This window comes from Nocardia vermiculata NBRC 100427 (assembly GCF_001613265.1).
Taxonomy (GTDB): Bacteria; Actinomycetota; Actinomycetes; order Mycobacteriales; family Mycobacteriaceae; genus Nocardia; species Nocardia vermiculata.
Genome location: NZ_BDCA01000018.1, coordinates 21,968 through 38,018, shown reverse-complemented (window position 1 = coordinate 38,018; position 16,051 = coordinate 21,968). Strand labels below are relative to the sequence as shown.

At 67.2% G+C, this 16,051-nt stretch carries 16 protein-coding genes; 9 read left to right on the top strand and 7 right to left on the bottom strand.

All coding sequences use genetic code 11. From position 1 onward, the window contains the following. The first annotated feature begins 137 nt into the window (after nt 1-137). Genes NV2_RS19035 through NV2_RS19025 form a run of 3 tightly spaced genes read left to right on the top strand, consistent with a single transcriptional unit; the run spans nt 138 to nt 1,871 of the window. Nucleotides 138-767: an acid phosphatase gene (locus tag NV2_RS19035; RefSeq protein WP_245662672.1), complete on the top strand. Its 630-nt coding sequence runs from the start codon at nt 138-140 to the stop codon at nt 765-767. Continuing rightward, nucleotides 764-1,249, top strand: coding sequence for a GNAT family N-acetyltransferase (locus NV2_RS19030; RefSeq protein WP_067876020.1), 486 nt, complete (start codon nt 764-766; stop codon nt 1,247-1,249). The genes NV2_RS19035 and NV2_RS19030 overlap by 4 nt, the downstream gene beginning before the upstream one ends. 4 nt (nt 1,250-1,253) lie before the next feature. After that, nucleotides 1,254-1,871, top strand: a complete 618-nt coding sequence (locus tag NV2_RS19025; RefSeq protein WP_067876017.1) for a GNAT family N-acetyltransferase — start codon at nt 1,254-1,256, stop codon at nt 1,869-1,871. On the opposite strand, the gene NV2_RS19020 is transcribed toward NV2_RS19025, so the two are convergent. Next, nucleotides 1,850-2,281 carry a hypothetical protein gene (locus tag NV2_RS19020; RefSeq protein WP_245662671.1) on the bottom strand — a complete coding sequence of 144 codons (432 nt, stop codon included), beginning with the start codon at nt 2,279-2,281 and terminating at the stop codon, nt 1,850-1,852. The two genes, NV2_RS19025 and NV2_RS19020, sit on opposite strands and share 22 nt — an antisense overlap. 39 nt (nt 2,282-2,320) lie before the next feature. Between NV2_RS19020 and NV2_RS19015 the strand changes: the two genes are divergently transcribed. Both NV2_RS19015 and NV2_RS19010 read left to right on the top strand, forming a co-directional pair. Then, nucleotides 2,321-3,313, top strand: a complete 993-nt coding sequence (locus tag NV2_RS19015; RefSeq protein WP_067876014.1) for a diacylglycerol/lipid kinase family protein — start codon at nt 2,321-2,323, stop codon at nt 3,311-3,313. A gap of 236 nt (nt 3,314-3,549) precedes the next feature. Next, complete coding sequence (locus NV2_RS19010; RefSeq protein ID WP_030516005.1) at nt 3,550-3,804, top strand: WhiB family transcriptional regulator; 255 nt, start codon at nt 3,550-3,552, stop codon at nt 3,802-3,804. Between the two features lie 200 nt (nt 3,805-4,004). On the opposite strand, the gene NV2_RS19005 is transcribed toward NV2_RS19010, so the two are convergent. The 3 genes from NV2_RS19005 to NV2_RS18995 form a co-directional block, all read right to left on the bottom strand. After that, a complete protein-coding gene (locus NV2_RS19005) occupies nt 4,005-5,519 on the bottom strand; it encodes a sensor histidine kinase (protein ID WP_067876011.1) in 1,515 nt (504 codons plus the stop codon). Next, nucleotides 5,519-5,734: a biotin/lipoyl-binding carrier protein gene (locus NV2_RS19000; protein WP_067876000.1), complete on the bottom strand. Its 216-nt coding sequence runs from the start codon at nt 5,732-5,734 to the stop codon at nt 5,519-5,521. The genes NV2_RS19005 and NV2_RS19000 overlap by 1 nt, the downstream gene beginning before the upstream one ends. 231 nt (nt 5,735-5,965) lie before the next feature. Then, on the bottom strand, nt 5,966-6,772 hold the full coding sequence (locus NV2_RS18995) for a DUF8176 domain-containing protein (RefSeq protein ID WP_067875997.1): 807 nt from the start codon (nt 6,770-6,772) through the stop codon (nt 5,966-5,968). 414 nt (nt 6,773-7,186) lie between these two features. Here NV2_RS18995 and NV2_RS18990 point away from each other — a divergent pair, with 414 nt between their 5' ends. Next, nucleotides 7,187-8,635 (top strand): wax ester/triacylglycerol synthase family O-acyltransferase, encoded by a 1,449-nt coding sequence (locus tag NV2_RS18990; RefSeq protein ID WP_067875994.1) that lies wholly within the window; start codon nt 7,187-7,189, stop codon nt 8,633-8,635. Nucleotides 8,636-8,641: 6 nt separating this feature from the next. Here the strand turns inward: NV2_RS18990 and NV2_RS18985 are convergent, their stop codons facing one another. After that, nucleotides 8,642-9,709, bottom strand: a complete 1,068-nt coding sequence (locus NV2_RS18985; protein WP_373863586.1) for an alpha/beta hydrolase — start codon at nt 9,707-9,709, stop codon at nt 8,642-8,644. A gap of 842 nt (nt 9,710-10,551) precedes the next feature. Here NV2_RS18985 and NV2_RS18980 point away from each other — a divergent pair. Beyond that, a complete protein-coding gene (locus NV2_RS18980; RefSeq protein WP_067876279.1) occupies nt 10,552-11,799 on the top strand; it encodes a cytochrome P450 family protein in 1,248 nt (415 codons plus the stop codon). A gap of 63 nt (nt 11,800-11,862) precedes the next feature. Here the strand turns inward: NV2_RS18980 and NV2_RS18975 are convergent, their stop codons facing one another. Both NV2_RS18975 and NV2_RS18970 read right to left on the bottom strand, forming a co-directional pair. After that, a complete protein-coding gene (locus NV2_RS18975; RefSeq protein WP_067875991.1) occupies nt 11,863-12,759 on the bottom strand; it encodes a universal stress protein in 897 nt (298 codons plus the stop codon). 77 nt (nt 12,760-12,836) lie between these two features. Then, nucleotides 12,837-14,042: a cytochrome P450 gene (locus NV2_RS18970; RefSeq protein ID WP_067875989.1), complete on the bottom strand. Its 1,206-nt coding sequence runs from the start codon at nt 14,040-14,042 to the stop codon at nt 12,837-12,839. A 267-nt stretch (nt 14,043-14,309) separates the two neighbouring features. On the opposite strand from NV2_RS18970, the gene NV2_RS18965 reads away from it, so the two are divergent. Both NV2_RS18965 and NV2_RS18960 read left to right on the top strand, forming a co-directional pair. Continuing rightward, nucleotides 14,310-15,272: an Rv1363c family protein gene (locus tag NV2_RS18965; RefSeq protein WP_067875986.1), complete on the top strand. Its 963-nt coding sequence runs from the start codon at nt 14,310-14,312 to the stop codon at nt 15,270-15,272. Beyond that, nucleotides 15,269-15,952 (top strand): Rv1363c family protein, encoded by a 684-nt coding sequence (locus NV2_RS18960; protein ID WP_067875983.1) that lies wholly within the window; start codon nt 15,269-15,271, stop codon nt 15,950-15,952. The genes NV2_RS18965 and NV2_RS18960 overlap by 4 nt, the downstream gene beginning before the upstream one ends. The last annotated feature ends 99 nt before the right edge of the window (nt 15,953-16,051 follow it).

The following is a 16,051-nucleotide window of genomic DNA, read 5'->3' as shown; positions in this document are numbered from 1 at the left end:
GGCGTCGCGAGGCCGTTGCCGCACGCGCACGCCGCCCTGGCCGCAGACTGCCGTAGCGCAGCCGCCACAGCGCACGAGGGTGTCGCGCTGCCACAGCCGGAGCGGGCAGTGCCTGTCGGTGCGGCATGATCGAGAGCATGAGCGCATCCGACACCGACCACCGGCTGATCCTGCTACGGCACGGTGAGACCGAGTGGTCAGCGGCGCACAAGCACACCGGACGTACCGATATCGCACTCACCGAGGCCGGTGAGCGCCAAGCGTGCGCCGCCGCGGCGGTCCTGACGGGGCTCGATCTGCACGATCCGCTGGTCTGCACCAGCCCGCGTACCCGCGCCGTGCGGACCGCGGCCCTGGCCGGACTCCACGATCCGCGAATCGACGACGATCTGGCGGAGTGGGATTACGGCGACTACGAGGGACTGACCACACCACAGATCCGCGAGACGGCGCCGCAGTGGACCGTGTTCACCGGTGCGGTGCCCGGCGGCGAATCGCTCGCCCAGGTCGGCGCCCGAGCCGACCGGGTACTGGAGTCGGTGGCCGCACCGCTGCGTTCGCGCGACGTGGTGCTGGTCGGGCACGGGCATTTCTCGCGGGTACTGATCGCACGATGGGCCGGCTTCCCGGCCCGCGAAGGCCGGCGCTTCTTTCTGTCCACCGCGGCGATCAGTGTGCTCGGCCACGACCACCAGGACCACACCGTGCTGGCGCACAATATCGTCGCCGCGGACGTTGTCCCCGACCCCGCCGGAGCCACCCGATGATTCGCCGCGCCACCCCCGACGATCTCCCTGCCCTGGTCGAACTCGTCTACGGTCTGGCCGAATACGAGCGCGCCCCCGACCAGTGCGCGCTCACCGAGCACGATCTGCGCACCGCACTGTTCGGCCCGGCACCGGCGGTGTTCGCCCATGTGGCGACCACCGGCGACCGGGTCGCCGGATGTGCGATCTGGTTCCTGAACTACTCGACCTGGATCGGTAAGCACGGGATCCACCTCGAGGATCTGTTCGTCGCGCCCCGGGCGCGTGGGCGCGGGCTGGGCAAGGCCCTGCTGACCGCGTTGGCACAAGAGGCCGTCGCCCGTGGATACACCCGGGTGGAATGGTCGGTGCTGGACTGGAACACCCCCGCTATCGAGTTCTACCGTGCGCTGGGCGCCGTCGCCCAGGACGAATGGACCGGGTTCCGGCTGGACGGCACCGCTCTGACGCGACTGGGAACACCACCGCCGGACGTAGGCTGAGCCGATGGAGATCACCGTGCGCCCGGTCGTGGAATCGGCGGTACCGGAGCTGTCGCGGGTGCTGGCACGGGCCTTCGACGACGATCCGATGATCCAGTGGTGCATACCGAGCGAACGGGGCCGGCCCCGACGCGCGGCGCTGATGTTCGAGGCGCTGATCAACCATCTGTATCTGCCGCACGGCGCCGTGGACGCGGCATTCGACGAGTCCGGGCGGATCGTGGGCGGCGCGGTCTGGCTACCACCCGGCACCTGGGATCCGGGCGCCGGCGACTCACCGCGCATGCTGTGGTCGCTGGCCCGGGCGTTCCGGCTACGGCTGGTCGCCGCGGGCCGGATGTCGGTGCGGATGAACCAGGCGCATCCCGCCGAACCGCACTGGTATCTCGCCATTGTCGGCACCGAACCCGCGGTGCGCGGTCAGGGGTACGGACAGGCGCTCCTCCGGCCGCGGCTCGCGCATTGCGACGCCACCGGGGCACCGGCCTATCTGGAGTCCAGCAAGTTCAGCAATATCGCCTACTACGAACGCTATGGATTCGAGCGGCGCGGCGAACTCGACGCTACCGCCGGCGGGCCGCTGCTGTGGCCGATGTGGCGTCAGTCCGAGACATCGTCGTAGGCCTCGGCCATCCAGCGTACGGAGGGCGGGGAGAAGATCAGCCCGAGTGTGACCAGCGCCGCCAGACCCACGGGGATCGCCAGTTCCAGCCGATGTGAGCTGAGCATGTACCACGCGGCGGGCAACAGCAGGATCTGGGCGATCACGACGATGGCGCGACCCCAGCGCCGTCCGCGCAGCAGACCGATACCGGCCGCCAGCACCGCACCGGCCAGGATCACGAACCAGGCAGCGGTGCCGTAGGCCGTCTTGTCGTCGCCCTGCACGGCCAGCACGATCGCGATGATCACACCGATCAGTCCCTCGACCGTGGCCAGCGCACCCGCGGCGCGCACCGTGCCCGGAGTCGTATCGCCCGTACCGCCGCCGATACCGCCCGTGCTCTTGCTGTCCGCGTTCTGTTTCGCCACGCGTTCAGCCTAGAACCATCGCTCAGTAGGCTGCTCAGGGTGCGGACGCTGCTGATCGTGAACCCGAATGCCACCTCGACCACTCCGGCCACTCGGGACCTGCTCGCCCATGCGCTGGAGAGCCGCACCCAGCTCATCGTTGCGCATACCCAGCATCGCGGGCACGCCGCCGAACTGGCGCAGTGGGCGACCGAGGCCGAGATGGATCTCATCGTCGTGCACGGCGGCGACGGCACGGTCAACGAAACGATCAACGGGTTCCTCCCGTTGCCGGGCACCGGTGCCGAATCCGCTGCGGCGCAGGGGCCGCGGAACTGGAACCCGCGCCTCGGGGTCATCCCGGGTGGTTCGGCGAACGTGTTCGCGCGTTCGCTGGGAATCGAACCCGATCCGGTGGCCGCGACCAATCAGCTCATCGATCTGCTGTCACTCGACGCGGCACATGCGGGCGATCGCCGCATCGGCCTGATGGTGGCCGACGGGCGGTGGTGTGCGTTCAGCGCCGGGGTCGGGTTGGATGCCGATGTGTGCGAGGCCATCGACCGCAGCCGGGCCGCAGGTCGTGCCGCCACTCCCGCGCGCTATCTGCGCACAACGGTCCGGCAGTTCTTCCGGGCCAAACGTCGCGATCCCGTGATCACGCTCCGAGTGCCGGGCGGCGATCCGGTAGCGGGGGTCCATTACGCATTCATCACGAACACCAGTCCGTGGACCTATCTGGACAGCACTCCGGTGCGGACCAATCCGGGTACCACCTTCGAGGCGGGGCTCGGCGTGTTCGCGATGCGTAGCATGGGTGTCGTCTCGACGCTGTCGGTTGCCCGGCAACTTTTGGCGGCCAACGGGGACCCCAAGGGCCGCAATCTGTTTCGCGAGGACGACGTGCCGTCGGTGCGCATCGAGGCCGCCGCGGAGGTCGGGCTGCAAATCGATGGCGATTTTGTCGGCCGGCGCAACGTGGTGGATTTCACCTCCGTGCCCGATGTGCTCGAAGTAGTCGCGCCGGAGCCCGGATCCCGCCGACACAGCTGAGAAAACATCGCGGTTGTGCTGCGAAGACCGGTACAAGCGAGTACAAAGGACTCCGCGGGCCCGGCTTTTCAGGGCTTTAAAGCGTGAGCTTCCCCACGGTGCATCCGAAGGCTATTGACATCTACGGTGTTCGTGAAAGCATTCACAAGCAACCGTGCGGAAACATTCGAGTCGCACAAGTGAACTGACCACAAACCAGCGGCGCCTTCGGTGCGCCCATGCAAAGGAGCAGAGGAATGGACTGGCGCCACAAGGCCATCTGTCGCGACGAGGATCCCGAACTGTTCTTCCCGGTGGGTAACAGTGGTCCTGCGCTCGCACAGATTGCCGATGCCAAGCTGGTCTGCGCCCGCTGCCCCGTCACTGCCGACTGCCTGTCCTGGGCCCTGTCCTCCGGGCAGGATGCCGGCGTGTGGGGTGGTATGAGCGAAGATGAGCGTCGGGCGCTGAAGCGGCGTAACGCTCGCACCCGTACGCGTAGCGTCGTCTGACACGTCGCTACCCGCGTTACCGGCACGCATCACCCGCACAGCCCGCCGGTAACGCATTCGGACCCGGCACCTTTTACGGTGCCGGGTTTCACTGTTTCTGTGGCCGTACCGATATTTGCGCGGCATTTAGCAGGACGTATTTTCGGCATTTCCGATTACCGCGAGTGACGTTTTGCACGAGTTGTGATGTTCGACGCGTTTCAGCGCGCGGTACGCCTGCCGAGCGGGACTCGCAGTACCGCATCGGTACCGATATCCGGGCCGGGATGTATTCCGATCGATCCGCCGAGTTCCGCGGTCACCAGGGTGCGCACGATCTGCAGGCCGAGCCGGTCGGACCCCTCCAGACTGAAACCTTCCGGCAAGCCGCGCCCGTCATCGGAAATGATGACATCCAGCCACCGTGCCGACCGTTCGGAACGTATTGTGACAGTGCCGTTTTCACCGGCATCGAAGGCATGCTCGATCGCGTTCTGCACCAGTTCGGTGAGCACCATCACCAAGGGAGTCGCCCGTTCGGCGGAGAAGACGCCCAGCGATCCGTCGCGCCGGACCTTGATCCGCGCGGTGTGCACCGTGGCCACGTCGGCCATGATCGGCAGCAGCCGGTCCACCACCTCGTCGAGGTCGACCTCCTCGTCCACCGACATCGACAACATCTCGTGCACGGAGGCGATGGAGGTGACCCGGCGCACCGATTCGGTCAGTGCGACCCGCGCCTCCTCGTTCTCGGTGCGACGGGCCTGTAACCGCAGCAGGGCGGCCACGGTCTGCAGGTTGTTCTTGACCCGATGATGGATCTCCCGGATGGTCGCATCCTTGGAGAGCAGTGCGCGATCGCGGCGTTTGACTTCGGTGACGTCGCGCACCAGTACCGCGACCCCGGCCAGCTCGCCGTGCGGGCGCAGCACCAGCGTGCGCAGCAGCACCGTCGCGCCGCGTGCCTCCACCTCCATCCGGCGCCCCGACTTCCCCGCCAGGGCAGCCTGGATATCGGTGACGACTTCCTGCGCGTCGAACGGATCGGTGATCAGCGAACGAGTGGACTGCGCCAGATCCTGACCGGCCAGCTCGCTCTGCAACCCCATCCGGTGATAGGCCGACAGCGCGTTCGGGCTGGCATAGACGACCAGTCCCTCGGTGTCGAGGCGGATGAAACCGTCGCCGGCACGCGGGCTGGAATGCGACCCGGTGCGGTCCTCGAGGGTCGGGAAGGAGCCGTCGGCGATCATCTGGCACAGGTCGTCGGCACAGCTCATGTAGGCGTGCTCGAGACTGCCCCGCACCTTGGTGCGTTGCATGTCGGTATCGCGGACCAGCACGGCGATCACATCGTCGCCGCACCGCACCGGGATACCTTCCCGGACGACCCCGGGGGGCGCGGGGTGATAGCCCCCCAGCGATTCGCCGTCGCCGTCGACACGGACGATATGTCCCGACTCCAGGGCCTGGAAGATATGCGGATGGTCCTGCCGCGACGCGAGCGTCCCGACCAGATCGTCGGGCTGCACCGTCGGTGCGGTAGTGGGCCGGCATTGCGCCACGCAGACCACATCGGCCCCCTCCGGCACCGGGCCGGCTCCGACCCACAGCTGCAAATCACCGAAGGACAGATCGGCGAGTAACTGCCAGTCCCCCACCACCCGCTGCAGATGGTCGACGGCCGCACCGGGCAGGTCGGTGTGCTCGGCCAGCAGATCGCTGAGCGTCGACATCAGGAAATGACCGCGATCAAATCGCCCTTCTGCAACACATCGCCGGGCTTCACATTGATCGATGCGACGGTGCCGTCCCCCTCGGCCACCACCGGAATCTCCATCTTCATCGATTCCAGCAGCACCAGGGTGTCACCTTCATGCACCGCCGCACCTTCCTGCGCGACGATCTCGAAGACGGTCGAAACCATCTCCGCGAGCACTTCCTCCGCCATGACACCCTTCCCGATCGATCGGCGCGTAAACGCTGACGCTACAGCCAACCACATCCGGTATCGGATCAGCTGGTGAAGGGCTCGAATCCGAAACGTCCCCACGCCACGTGTGCCACAGGTTCGGTCCAGTCCCTACGCGCGAGGCGCTTACATCGATGCCGCCGGCGAGGGCGCGCACCTTCGCGACGGTGAGTCCGCGGTATCCCCGGCGCAGCCTGCTGCTGCTTCTCACTACCCGCGATCACCGATCTCGTAGAGCAGGGTGCGCCCGTCGCGCACGACCGTACGGACCGTTTGGCGATAGGTCAGATGTTGTCCACCCGGCCGGTATTCGTCGATGTCCACCTCGAACAACTCGGGTCCCGCGGGCCGGATGTGTACACAGTGCGTGGTACCGGGCGGGATCACGGTGTCGATGGCCTGCTGCAACCCTCGAGCCCCGGCCACATTCACCGTGTCCGGGGCCACGAACTCCTGCGCGCGCAGGCCGTCACGTTCGGTGTAGTACGCGTACTCGAAGCCCAGGACGGCGTTCGGCCCGGTATCGGTACCACCGGGCCCGTTGCCCACGATCACGTCCCCGGCCGCCGGCTCGCACGACACATCCGAGGGAGAATGCCCGGGGACCGGGACCACGGGGACGCCCGGCGGTTCCGGCGTACCGGGCGACACCGCACCCGACGAGACGGTCGTCGCCGCGGCAATCGCCGTCCCCGGCTCGCCGCGGGAACCCGCCGTGACCGCGACGGTGATACCGGCTCCGGCGGAGCCCGCGACCAGCACTGCGAACAGCACCGTCATCCACCGCCTGCGAGTTCCGCTGCGCGGTGCCACCGTGCGCCGGGTGGCGGTGCCGAGCGTGCGCTGAATGGCGTCGGGGTCGATCGCCCAGCCCGGCCCGCCGGGGCGCGCCGGACCGTGCCCGACAGGCAGGTGCGATGGGGGCCCCACCGGCGGCCCGAAGGGTTGCGGCGCAGCAACTCCCGGCCCCCGATCGAATTCGGAGCCGGTCGGATGCCGGCCGGTGTCAGATCCCATCACGTCCCTCGTGCCGCAGCTGTCCCGCGGGGGACGACACTGCCAGCGCGCCCTCCGACGAACAACACCCGCCACCCCCCAACGATGGGGAGTGCGCGAGTTGCGCCCCGCCGGTTACTCCCGCGTAGACATGCGACGGGCAATCGATCGGGGCCACTCCTCTTAATTCCGAGCCGAAATGTCATTAATAGTCGAAGCGCATTACCGATCGGCTATCCGTCATCGATGCATGATCCGTCTGCACGCCCGTCTGCACGCCGGGCTCCGCGGCCACTACTCCCCGGACAGCATTGCGGCAATTACCGAAAGACCTCATTTTCCGGGGCACAAATCCTCTTTCCAGGAGAACTGCCGCGGAACCATTCCTCCTTGTACACTCCGCCGCAGGAAATAATTGCCCGGGCAGGAGCAACCATGGCAACGAAAACGGCCCGCGGCGCGGGCAGCGGACTACACGTCACCGCGGAACAACTCACCGCGCGCGATGCGGTATTCGTCTACGACGAATTCGAGCGGCATCCGTCCAATATCGTCGCGGCCTATGTATTCGACGCTGCAGCCGCAGCGGCGGGCCCGGCCGACCCGGCCGACGTACGAGCCTGGATGCAGGCGCGACTGGGCCACTCCGCCCTGTTCCAGCGGCGCCTCGCCCGCGTACCGGGCGATGCCGATCTGCCGTACTGGGTGCCGGATGCGGGTTTCGACATCGACGAGCATGTGACGACCGAGGGGCCGCAGTCATGGCCGCAGGTCCGGGGGCGGATCTCCGAAATCGCCTCGGTACAGCTGGATCTCACCCGACCACCCTGGGAGCTACACGTCTTCACCGAGGTCGCGGGGTTCCCCGGAGCCGCGGCGCCGGTCACCATCGCGCTGCTGAAGTTCCATCACAGTGTGGGCGACGGGATGGCGACCCGGGAGCTGGAACTGAAGCTGTTCGCGCCCGACGCTGCTCCGGCACCGATTCCGGTCGCCACCGGCTCGTGGTCGGCACCCATCGCACTGCTGCGCGCGGCCGCCGTCGCCCCGTACCGGCTCGCCCGCTTCCTCTCCGGCCTGGCCCGCACCCGGGCGGCCGCGGCCACGGTCGCCGACCGCGTCGCGGAAGGCGGTCTGTGCGAACCGATTCCGCTGCGCCCGGCCACCCGGTTCAATCGGCGGATCACCCCCGATCTCACCTTCGACCTGGTCACCATTCCGATGGCCGAGGTGCGCGCGGCGAAACACGCCTGCCCGGACCGCACCACCCTCAACGACCTGATGCTGGCGGTCGTCTCCGGCGCATTGGCGGACTATCTCGCCGAATGCGGCGAGACCGCGCCCGGCGCGCTGGCCGCGATGGTGCCGATCTCGATGCGCGGTATCGCCCGATGGGATTCGGCGAATCAGCTGTGCCAGATGTCGGTCGACCTGCATACCGACCAGACCGATCCGCTCGAGCGGCTACGCGCGATCAGCCGGTCGGCCCGGCTGGAGAAACAACGCTGGTCCGACCCCGCGGTCATCGCCCGCGAGGCGCGCGTGCAGACCTCGCCCGCCTGGCTGCTGCGACTGGCCGGATGGGCCAGGGCCCAACGGGTATTCGACGATGTCGACACGGTCCCGCTGATGAACACCACGATCAGCAACGTGCCACCGGTCGCGGAGCACCTGGAGTTTCTCGGCGCTCCGATGATCGCCGCCTTCGGAGTACTCCCGATCATGGACGGTGACGGACTGCGGCATCTGGTCGTTTCCCAGGCCGACCGACTACTGATCGCCTTCAGCTCCGACACCGCCATGCTGCCCGACCCCACCCACTACGGTGAGCTGCTGATTCGTTCGTTCCGGCGCCTGGTCGCCGCTGTCGAAGCCGCGCGGTAGCCGCGGTCAGGACGGCTCGTCGACCCCCATCGCGGCGGCCATCATCGGCCACGACTTGTGCAGGTCGTCCTCCCAGTACCCCCAGGAGTGAGTCCCTTCGGGGTGGAAGTTGTAGGTGATGTCGGTGCGCCCCAGCGCCCGCGTGCGCTCGGCGAGTGCGACCGTGCAGTAGTTCGCCGCGGATTCGATTCCGCCACCGAGCAGCACCTGATTGGCCAGTACCCGGCCGTCGTCGTCGATCCCCGGATCGGCGAGCGTGTCGTGGCGGCCGGGCAGGCCGGAACCACTGGAGATGTACATGGGGATATGCGGCAGCCGGTCCGCATTCAGATACGGGTCGTGTTCCTTCCAGCCCGGGCCGCCGGTGGGACCCCACATGTTCTCGGCATCCCCCTTGCCGAGGCCGACCACCAGGGTGACGAACGACTGCCCGACCGGGTCGCTGGTCATGGCGCAGCCGCTGTAGGCGGAGACGCTGCGGTAGAGCTCCGGCGCGTGAATGGCCAGGTCCAGCACCGATGTTCCGGCCATCGAGATGCCGGCCAGGGCATTGGCGCCGGTGCTGTCGAAGGTCGAATCGATCACCGGCGGAAGTTCTTCGGTGAGGAAGGTGGCCCACATGTTCTTGCCGTTGTTGCCCAGCTTCGCCGCCAGTCCCTCGTCGGCGCGCTGCCAGTCGGTGTAGTAGCTGAACGCGCCTTCCTTCGGAATCACGACGTTGACCTGCTTGTCGGCGAAGAACTTCGCGGCATCGGTCTGTGCCAGCCAGGTCGCGGCGTCCTCACCACCGCCGGCACCGTTGAGCAGGTACAGCGTCGGCGCCGGGCGCGTCGGATCGGCGGCACGCAGCACCTGCAGCGCGATATCGCGATCCATCGACGGGGAATAGACGCTGATCTCGACTTGCCGGCCCTGTCCCGCGGTCTCGCTCACCAGGTGCGCCACGGCGGCGGTGCCGCCCGCGGGCGCAGCCGCCGCCTGTGGCGGGAGTACCGCCAGGGTCAGGGCTGTCGCCGAAGAGGCCGCCACACAGGCGATCACACGTACTCCACCGGACAACTTCACTCGCACCACCGTCTTCGCCCCTGCACCGCACAGTGGGGGCGCACTCGATGTACCGAGCGCGCCCCCACCGTCGATATCTTCGTTCTACTTGCCCGCGGCCGGCGTGCCGCCGCTGAGGCTGATGAGCGCGTTCACCAGGTTGGTGCCGAGCGGAGCGGCACTACCGACGGCGCCACCGAGAATATCGACGAGTGATCCCATAATTTACTCCTGAATCTTTCGGGCAGCGGTTTTCCACACAGAAAACCGACGGCTTTGTTCTGGTTCTGCGGTGACTTCTAGAGGATGTTTCCGAGCGAGCCGAGGAAGGTATCCCACAGACCGTCGCCGGCCACGGCGGAACCCAGCGCCGGAATGATCGCGGTAATAACGTCCGTCAAAGAACCCATTGGTGAATCTCCTTGTGCGCATGCTGCATCACCCTCAGTCGCCGGAATCGCGCCTGAGAGTTGATGGTCAGTTCCAGTAGGTAATAGTGACGGAGGCAACATATCAAGCGCCCAGTTTCCAAGCAAGGGATTCCTGTAAATTGACGACTCAGAAAGATCACGCCTCGACAGCGAATGTTGGGCAACATCCGACCGCGCCGCCCCGCACGGGAGTGGAGAGCCTGCCGTGACGGACCGGTGCCCGCGACACCGGCCCCGGTGTGCGATGATCGTGCCGAAGAGCCCGGCCGGTCACCGGACGCTCCAGCCCGGGGGCCAAATTCTTTCCAGCCGTAGGCTTTTCCGGTCAATCGACCGAGTGCAGATGCTTTCCGATCGAACGTCGAAAGGAATTTGGCACGTGAAATTTTCGTACGCTCCCCCGGCGGACTCCGCTGTCCCGTCGTCGGCGGGCGGGCACCGGTGACGGCCGCGGACCCGATCCTCGAACTGACCGACGACTTCTACCAGGACCCGCATGCGGTCTACCGCGAACTACGGGCGCGCGGGCCGATTCACCGCATCCGGCTCGACGGTGTGCTGGGCTGGCTTGTGGTGGATCACGAGGTCGCCAAACAGGCCTTCACCGAGCCCGGTATCAGCAAGAAGATCGGTTCCCCGCTAGGCCAGGAGGTCCTGGCCCGCAACGGAGCCGCAGACACCTTCAACGCCGCGATCAACGACAACATGCTCTTCTCCGACCCGCCGCAGCACACCCGGCTGCGCAAGCTGGTCACCAAGGCCTTCACCGGACGCGCCGTCCGGCAACTCGGTCCCCGCATCACCACCATCGCCGACGAACTGCTGGCCGAGCTGGCCACCCGTGAGCGCGCCGACCTGCTCGACAGCTACGCCTTCCCGCTGCCGATCGCGGTGATCTGCGAACTACTGGGGGTTCCCGACGACGACAAGGACGACTTCCGCGCCTGGACGGCAGTGGTCGTGAACGATTCCGCCTCCATCGAGGAACGCACCGCAGCCGGCATCAGCTTCTTCACCTATATGACGAAGCTGATCGAGGAGCGCACCGCCACTCCCGGCGAGGACCTGCTCTCGGAGCTGATCGTCGCCAAGGAGGACGGCGACCGGCTCGACCAGAGCGAACTGATCTCGATGTTGTTGCTGCTCCTGGCCGCCGGTCACGAGACCACGGTCAACCTGATCGGCAACGCGGTCTACGAGATGCTGCGTGAGCCCGCGCTCGCACGGCGGCTGCAGGCGGAACCGGAGACGGTGCCCGCGTTCGTCGAGGAGGTGCTGCGCAGCCACGGGTCGATCCACCTGGCTACGGCTCGCTACACCACCGAGCCGATCACACTCGGCGGTCAGGAGATCGGCGCGGGCGAGTTCATCATGATCTCCGTGGCAGCGGCCAACCGGGATCCGTCCCGGTTCAGCGAACCGGATCGGTTCGACACCGACCGAGCGGACAACCGGCACATCGCCTTCGGCCACGGTATCCATTTCTGCCTCGGCGCCGCACTGGCCCGGATGGAGGCCACGGTCGCGATCAACCGGCTGCTGGACCGGATCCCGCACCTGTCCCTGGATGTGGCGCCCGAAGAACTGAGCTGGCGCAAGAGCCTGCTGATCCGCGGACTCGCGGCACTCCCGGTGAGCACGGTTCCGGCCGACGAGCCGGAACGGGAGTTCTCCGGCGCACGAGTGTGAGCCGCGCGCTGCGCCGGGCGGTGACACCGCCCGGCGCAATCTGTTCCCAGCAGGTGCGATCCGTCAGCGCCGGCGCACCACGAGTACCGGACATTCCGCCGACTGCAGCAGCGCCTGGCCGGTGGATCCGAGCAACATCCCTGTGAATCCCCCGCGTCCGTGGCTGCCGATCACCACCAGTTGCGCGTGTTCGGATTCGGCGGTCAGCGCACGCGCCGGACGATCCGCCCAGACCACCGGCCGCACGTCGACATCCGGATACTGTTCGCGCCAACCGGCGAGACTTTCCGACAACGTGGCACGTTCGGATTCGCGCATGCTGTCCCAGCCCGCCACCGCCACCTCCGGCAGGCTGACATCGCTCCAGGTGTGCACGGCGATCAACGGGACGCGCCGGCGCGAGGCCTCGTCGAAGGCCACTCCGATCGCGGGCACGCTGTTCTCGGTGCCGTCCACACCGACCACCACCGGCTGCGCCGCGGTCACCACATCCGTCGCCGAATTACCGGGAATCACCGCGACCGGGCACTGCGCGCGATGCACGACCGCGGTGCTGACCGAGCCCAGCAGTGCCCGTTTGACCGCCCCACGACCGCGGCTGCCGACCACCAGCCGGTGCGCATGCTCGGAACGCTCGACCAGGGTGGGGATGATCGGATCGAATACCAGCTCGGCCTTGACCTCGAGCGGGCCGTTCACCAGCCGGGCGACCCGGGCGGCCTCGGCGAGAATGCGTTCGCCGTCCTCCCGCGCCCAGTCCGCCGACCCGGCCCATATCTCGGAGCCGAACCCCGTCGGCAGCACGGCGCCGACCACTATCTCGAGGCGGCGGCCGTGCAGCACCGCATCCACCGCGGCCCACACCACGGCCTGGTAGGAGATCTCGGAACCGTCGGCCGCGACCACGATCGGGGCGCCGGGGTCTTCCGTAGTGCGGACAGCGGATACATCTTCGGTCATCGCCAGGCTCCACTTCGTCTCGCCGGGTATCGTCCCCGCCGAGGCTACCGCGATCCGGTGGAAGTGGCTGCGGCTCGCTACCCGGAAGTATGCGCCGGCAGGGTTTCCCAGCCCCGCACGGTGGAGGTCGGCGACAGCCTGGCCCGGGTGAGGTCCACGTCCCATTCGGGGAACCGCTTCAGGATCTCCTCGATCGCGATCCGGCCCTCCAGCCGGGCCAGCGCCGACCCGAGACAGAAATGAGTACCCACACTGAACGCCAGATGCGGTTGTGCTGCGCGATGGATGTCGAAAACGTCGCCGTCGGGCGCGAACTGGCGGTGGTCACGGTTGGCGGCGCCGATCAGGAACATCATCGTCGAGCCCGCCGGCACCCGGTGTCCGTAGTACTCGACATCGTGGGTGACGTAGCGGCAGGCGTGCGGCGCCGGTGATTCGAAACGCAGCAACTCCTCCACGGCCTGCGGTATGAGGGCGGGGTTCTCGACCAGTGCCCGGCGCTGATCGGGATGTTCGGCGAGCACCTTGCCTGCCCATCCGATCAATCGGGTGGTGGTCTCGTTGCCCGCACCCGCGACGACGTTGACATACATCAGCAGTTCGTCCCGGGTCAGGCGGCGATCGGTGCCGGTCTCGTCGGTGAACTCCACCGTCAGCAGTTCGGTCATGATGTCGTCGGACGGATGTTCGGCGCGCCAATCGATATAAGGCCCGAAGATGTCCCCGGACACCATACCTTCGGAGGCGGCCTTCATCGGCTGCCCCTCCTCGGTGCGCATCTGCTCGTTCGCGAAGTCCCGGATCGCCTCCTGATCCTGTTCCGGGATGCCGAGCAGCATGCCGATGGTGCGCATCGGCATCTGCGCACCGAGATCGGCGATGAAGTCGAGGCGACCGGTTCCGACGAGCGGGTCCAGGCTGGCGGCACAGAAGCCGCGGATCTTGTCCTGCAGTGCCTGGATCTTGCGGGGAGTGAACATTCGCGACAGCAGCTTGCGATGGATCGTGTGCACCGGCGGGTCCTCGAAAAGCAGTACCCCGGGTGGGATTTCGATATTCGCCTTGATCAGCTCCAGGATCGCGCCGCGCCCGGAGATGAAGGTGTCCTTGTCGATCAGACCGGCGTTCACATCGGCGAATCGGCTCACCAGATAGAAGTCGTGCTGTTCGTTGTAATACAGCGGCTGCTCCTCGCGCAGGCGCCGGAACATGGGATACGGGTCGGCGTTGAGCTCGACGTCGTAGGGGTCGTAGTGGACGTCACTGGCCGCGCTGATGGTCACTGATTCACCTCTTGCGGAACGGATCCGGATGCGGCTCGGCCGCGGATACAACGGCGACAGGTGATCGCCCACCTCGCATCATGGCGCCTCCCTCCACCGTACGAGAAGGATATTCTTCATCTTTGCAAATGACAATCCCTTCTTCGTATGCAGATCCGGCAATACCAGCAGCGTTCCGTCGCAAACACAGTTAGAGTACTGTTCTCGAGAAGTGGAAATATTATTCTCATCGACTGCCCGGCCCGCAGCGACGAACGGAGCGACGCAGTGACATCCGGTCATGAACAAACACGGGCGGACCCCGTCGGCGACGACCTGCTACTGGCCGCCGAGGAGGCCGAAGCCGAGGCAGTAGCCGCCGAGGCCACCGCCGCGGCCGCCCGGGCCCGGGCCCGGGCAACCCAGTTGCGCCGCCGCGCCGGGAATCCCGTGAGCACCGCAAGCTCGCCCGAACCGCCGGCGACGACATCCGATCGCAGTACATCTGCACCCACCGTCCCGGAACCCTCAGCATCCGACGATGCCGACACCACGGCCGTTGCGTCGAACGCCGACACCGCCATCCCGGACGCTTCGACCCCGGAACCGGCCGATGCCTCGCCCCGTTCCGAACCACCGCCGGCACCGTCCGGGAGCGTCGCGGCGAACCGAGACACACCGCGCGCCGCCAAGGCCCGGCGTCTGCGCCGTGCACTTCGCCCCCCGCGTGTCTCGATCCCTCGGCCTCGGCGCGTCTCGGTCACCCGGCCCGGGCGCCGCACCATCGCCACGACGGTCGCCGTACTGGTGCTGTGCGCGGGCGTGGGCAGCACGGGCTACTTCGTGTGGCACCACCACACCGTCACCGGTGAGCAGCAGCGCAAGGCGGAGTTCGTTGCCGCCGCACGGCAGGGCGTCACCAGCTTGACCTCGCTGGATTTCACGCACGCCGCCGCGGATGTCAAACGGGTCCTCGACGACTCCACGGGCAGCTTCCGCAGCGATTTCCAGACCCGTGCCGACGATTTCACCAAGGTGATCGAGCAGTCCAAGGTCGCCACCGAAGGCAAGGTCAATTCCGCGGCGGTGCAGTCGATGACCGACGACTCCGCGGTGGTCCTGGTCGCCGCCTCCTCCAAGGTCACCAATTCCGCCGGTGCACAACAGGAACCCCGCGCCTGGCGGTTGAGTGTGACCGTGGAGCGCGTCGACGGCCTGCTGAAAATGTCGAAAGTGGAGTTCGTACCGTGAGCACAACCGCTGACACCCCAGACCTGAACCGAGCCGACGCCGATGCGGTCGCCACTGCCGAGTCCGACGATGCCACCGATCCCACCGGCACCGCGCCGGCCACAGCGGTAGCCGCCGAGCCATCCACCGCTGCCGATTCCACCGGCCCGGTCCGCACCGGGCGGCTGCGTGCGGCCCGCCTGTGGGTGGGCCGGCACCGCGCCCACCTCGGGACCGGGCTGGTCGCCGGACTGGCCGCGGCCTCGGTGGTCGCCGCCACCACGGTGTATTTCACGCAGTACCGTTCCGACCAGCAGACCGACGATGCGGCCGCCCACTCGGCCGTGACCGCGGCATCCGACGGATCGGTGGCGTTGCTGTCCTACGCACCCGATACGCTCGACCATGATCTCCAGGCCGCCAAATCCTTTCTGACGGGCGATTTCCTCACCTATTACAGTCAGTTCACCCAGCAGGTGGTGGCACCCACCGCCAAGCAGAAGGCGGTGAAGACGCAGGCCGCGGTGGTGCGGTCGGCCGTCGAGGAACTCGAACCGGATTCGGCGCAGGTCCTGGTCTTCATCAACCAGACCACCACCACCTCGGACAAGCCCGATCCGGCGATGACCTCCAGCAGTGTGAAGGTGTCGCTGTCACAGGTCGACGGGAAATGGAAGATCTCCGCCTTCGATCCGGTGTAGAGCGCCTGCGGCCGAGTCGTACGGAGAGGAGCGCCGGTGCCGACCATTCGGCACCGGCGCTCCCTTCGTTCCTATCCGGTTGTCCCGCAGCCTGTCCGA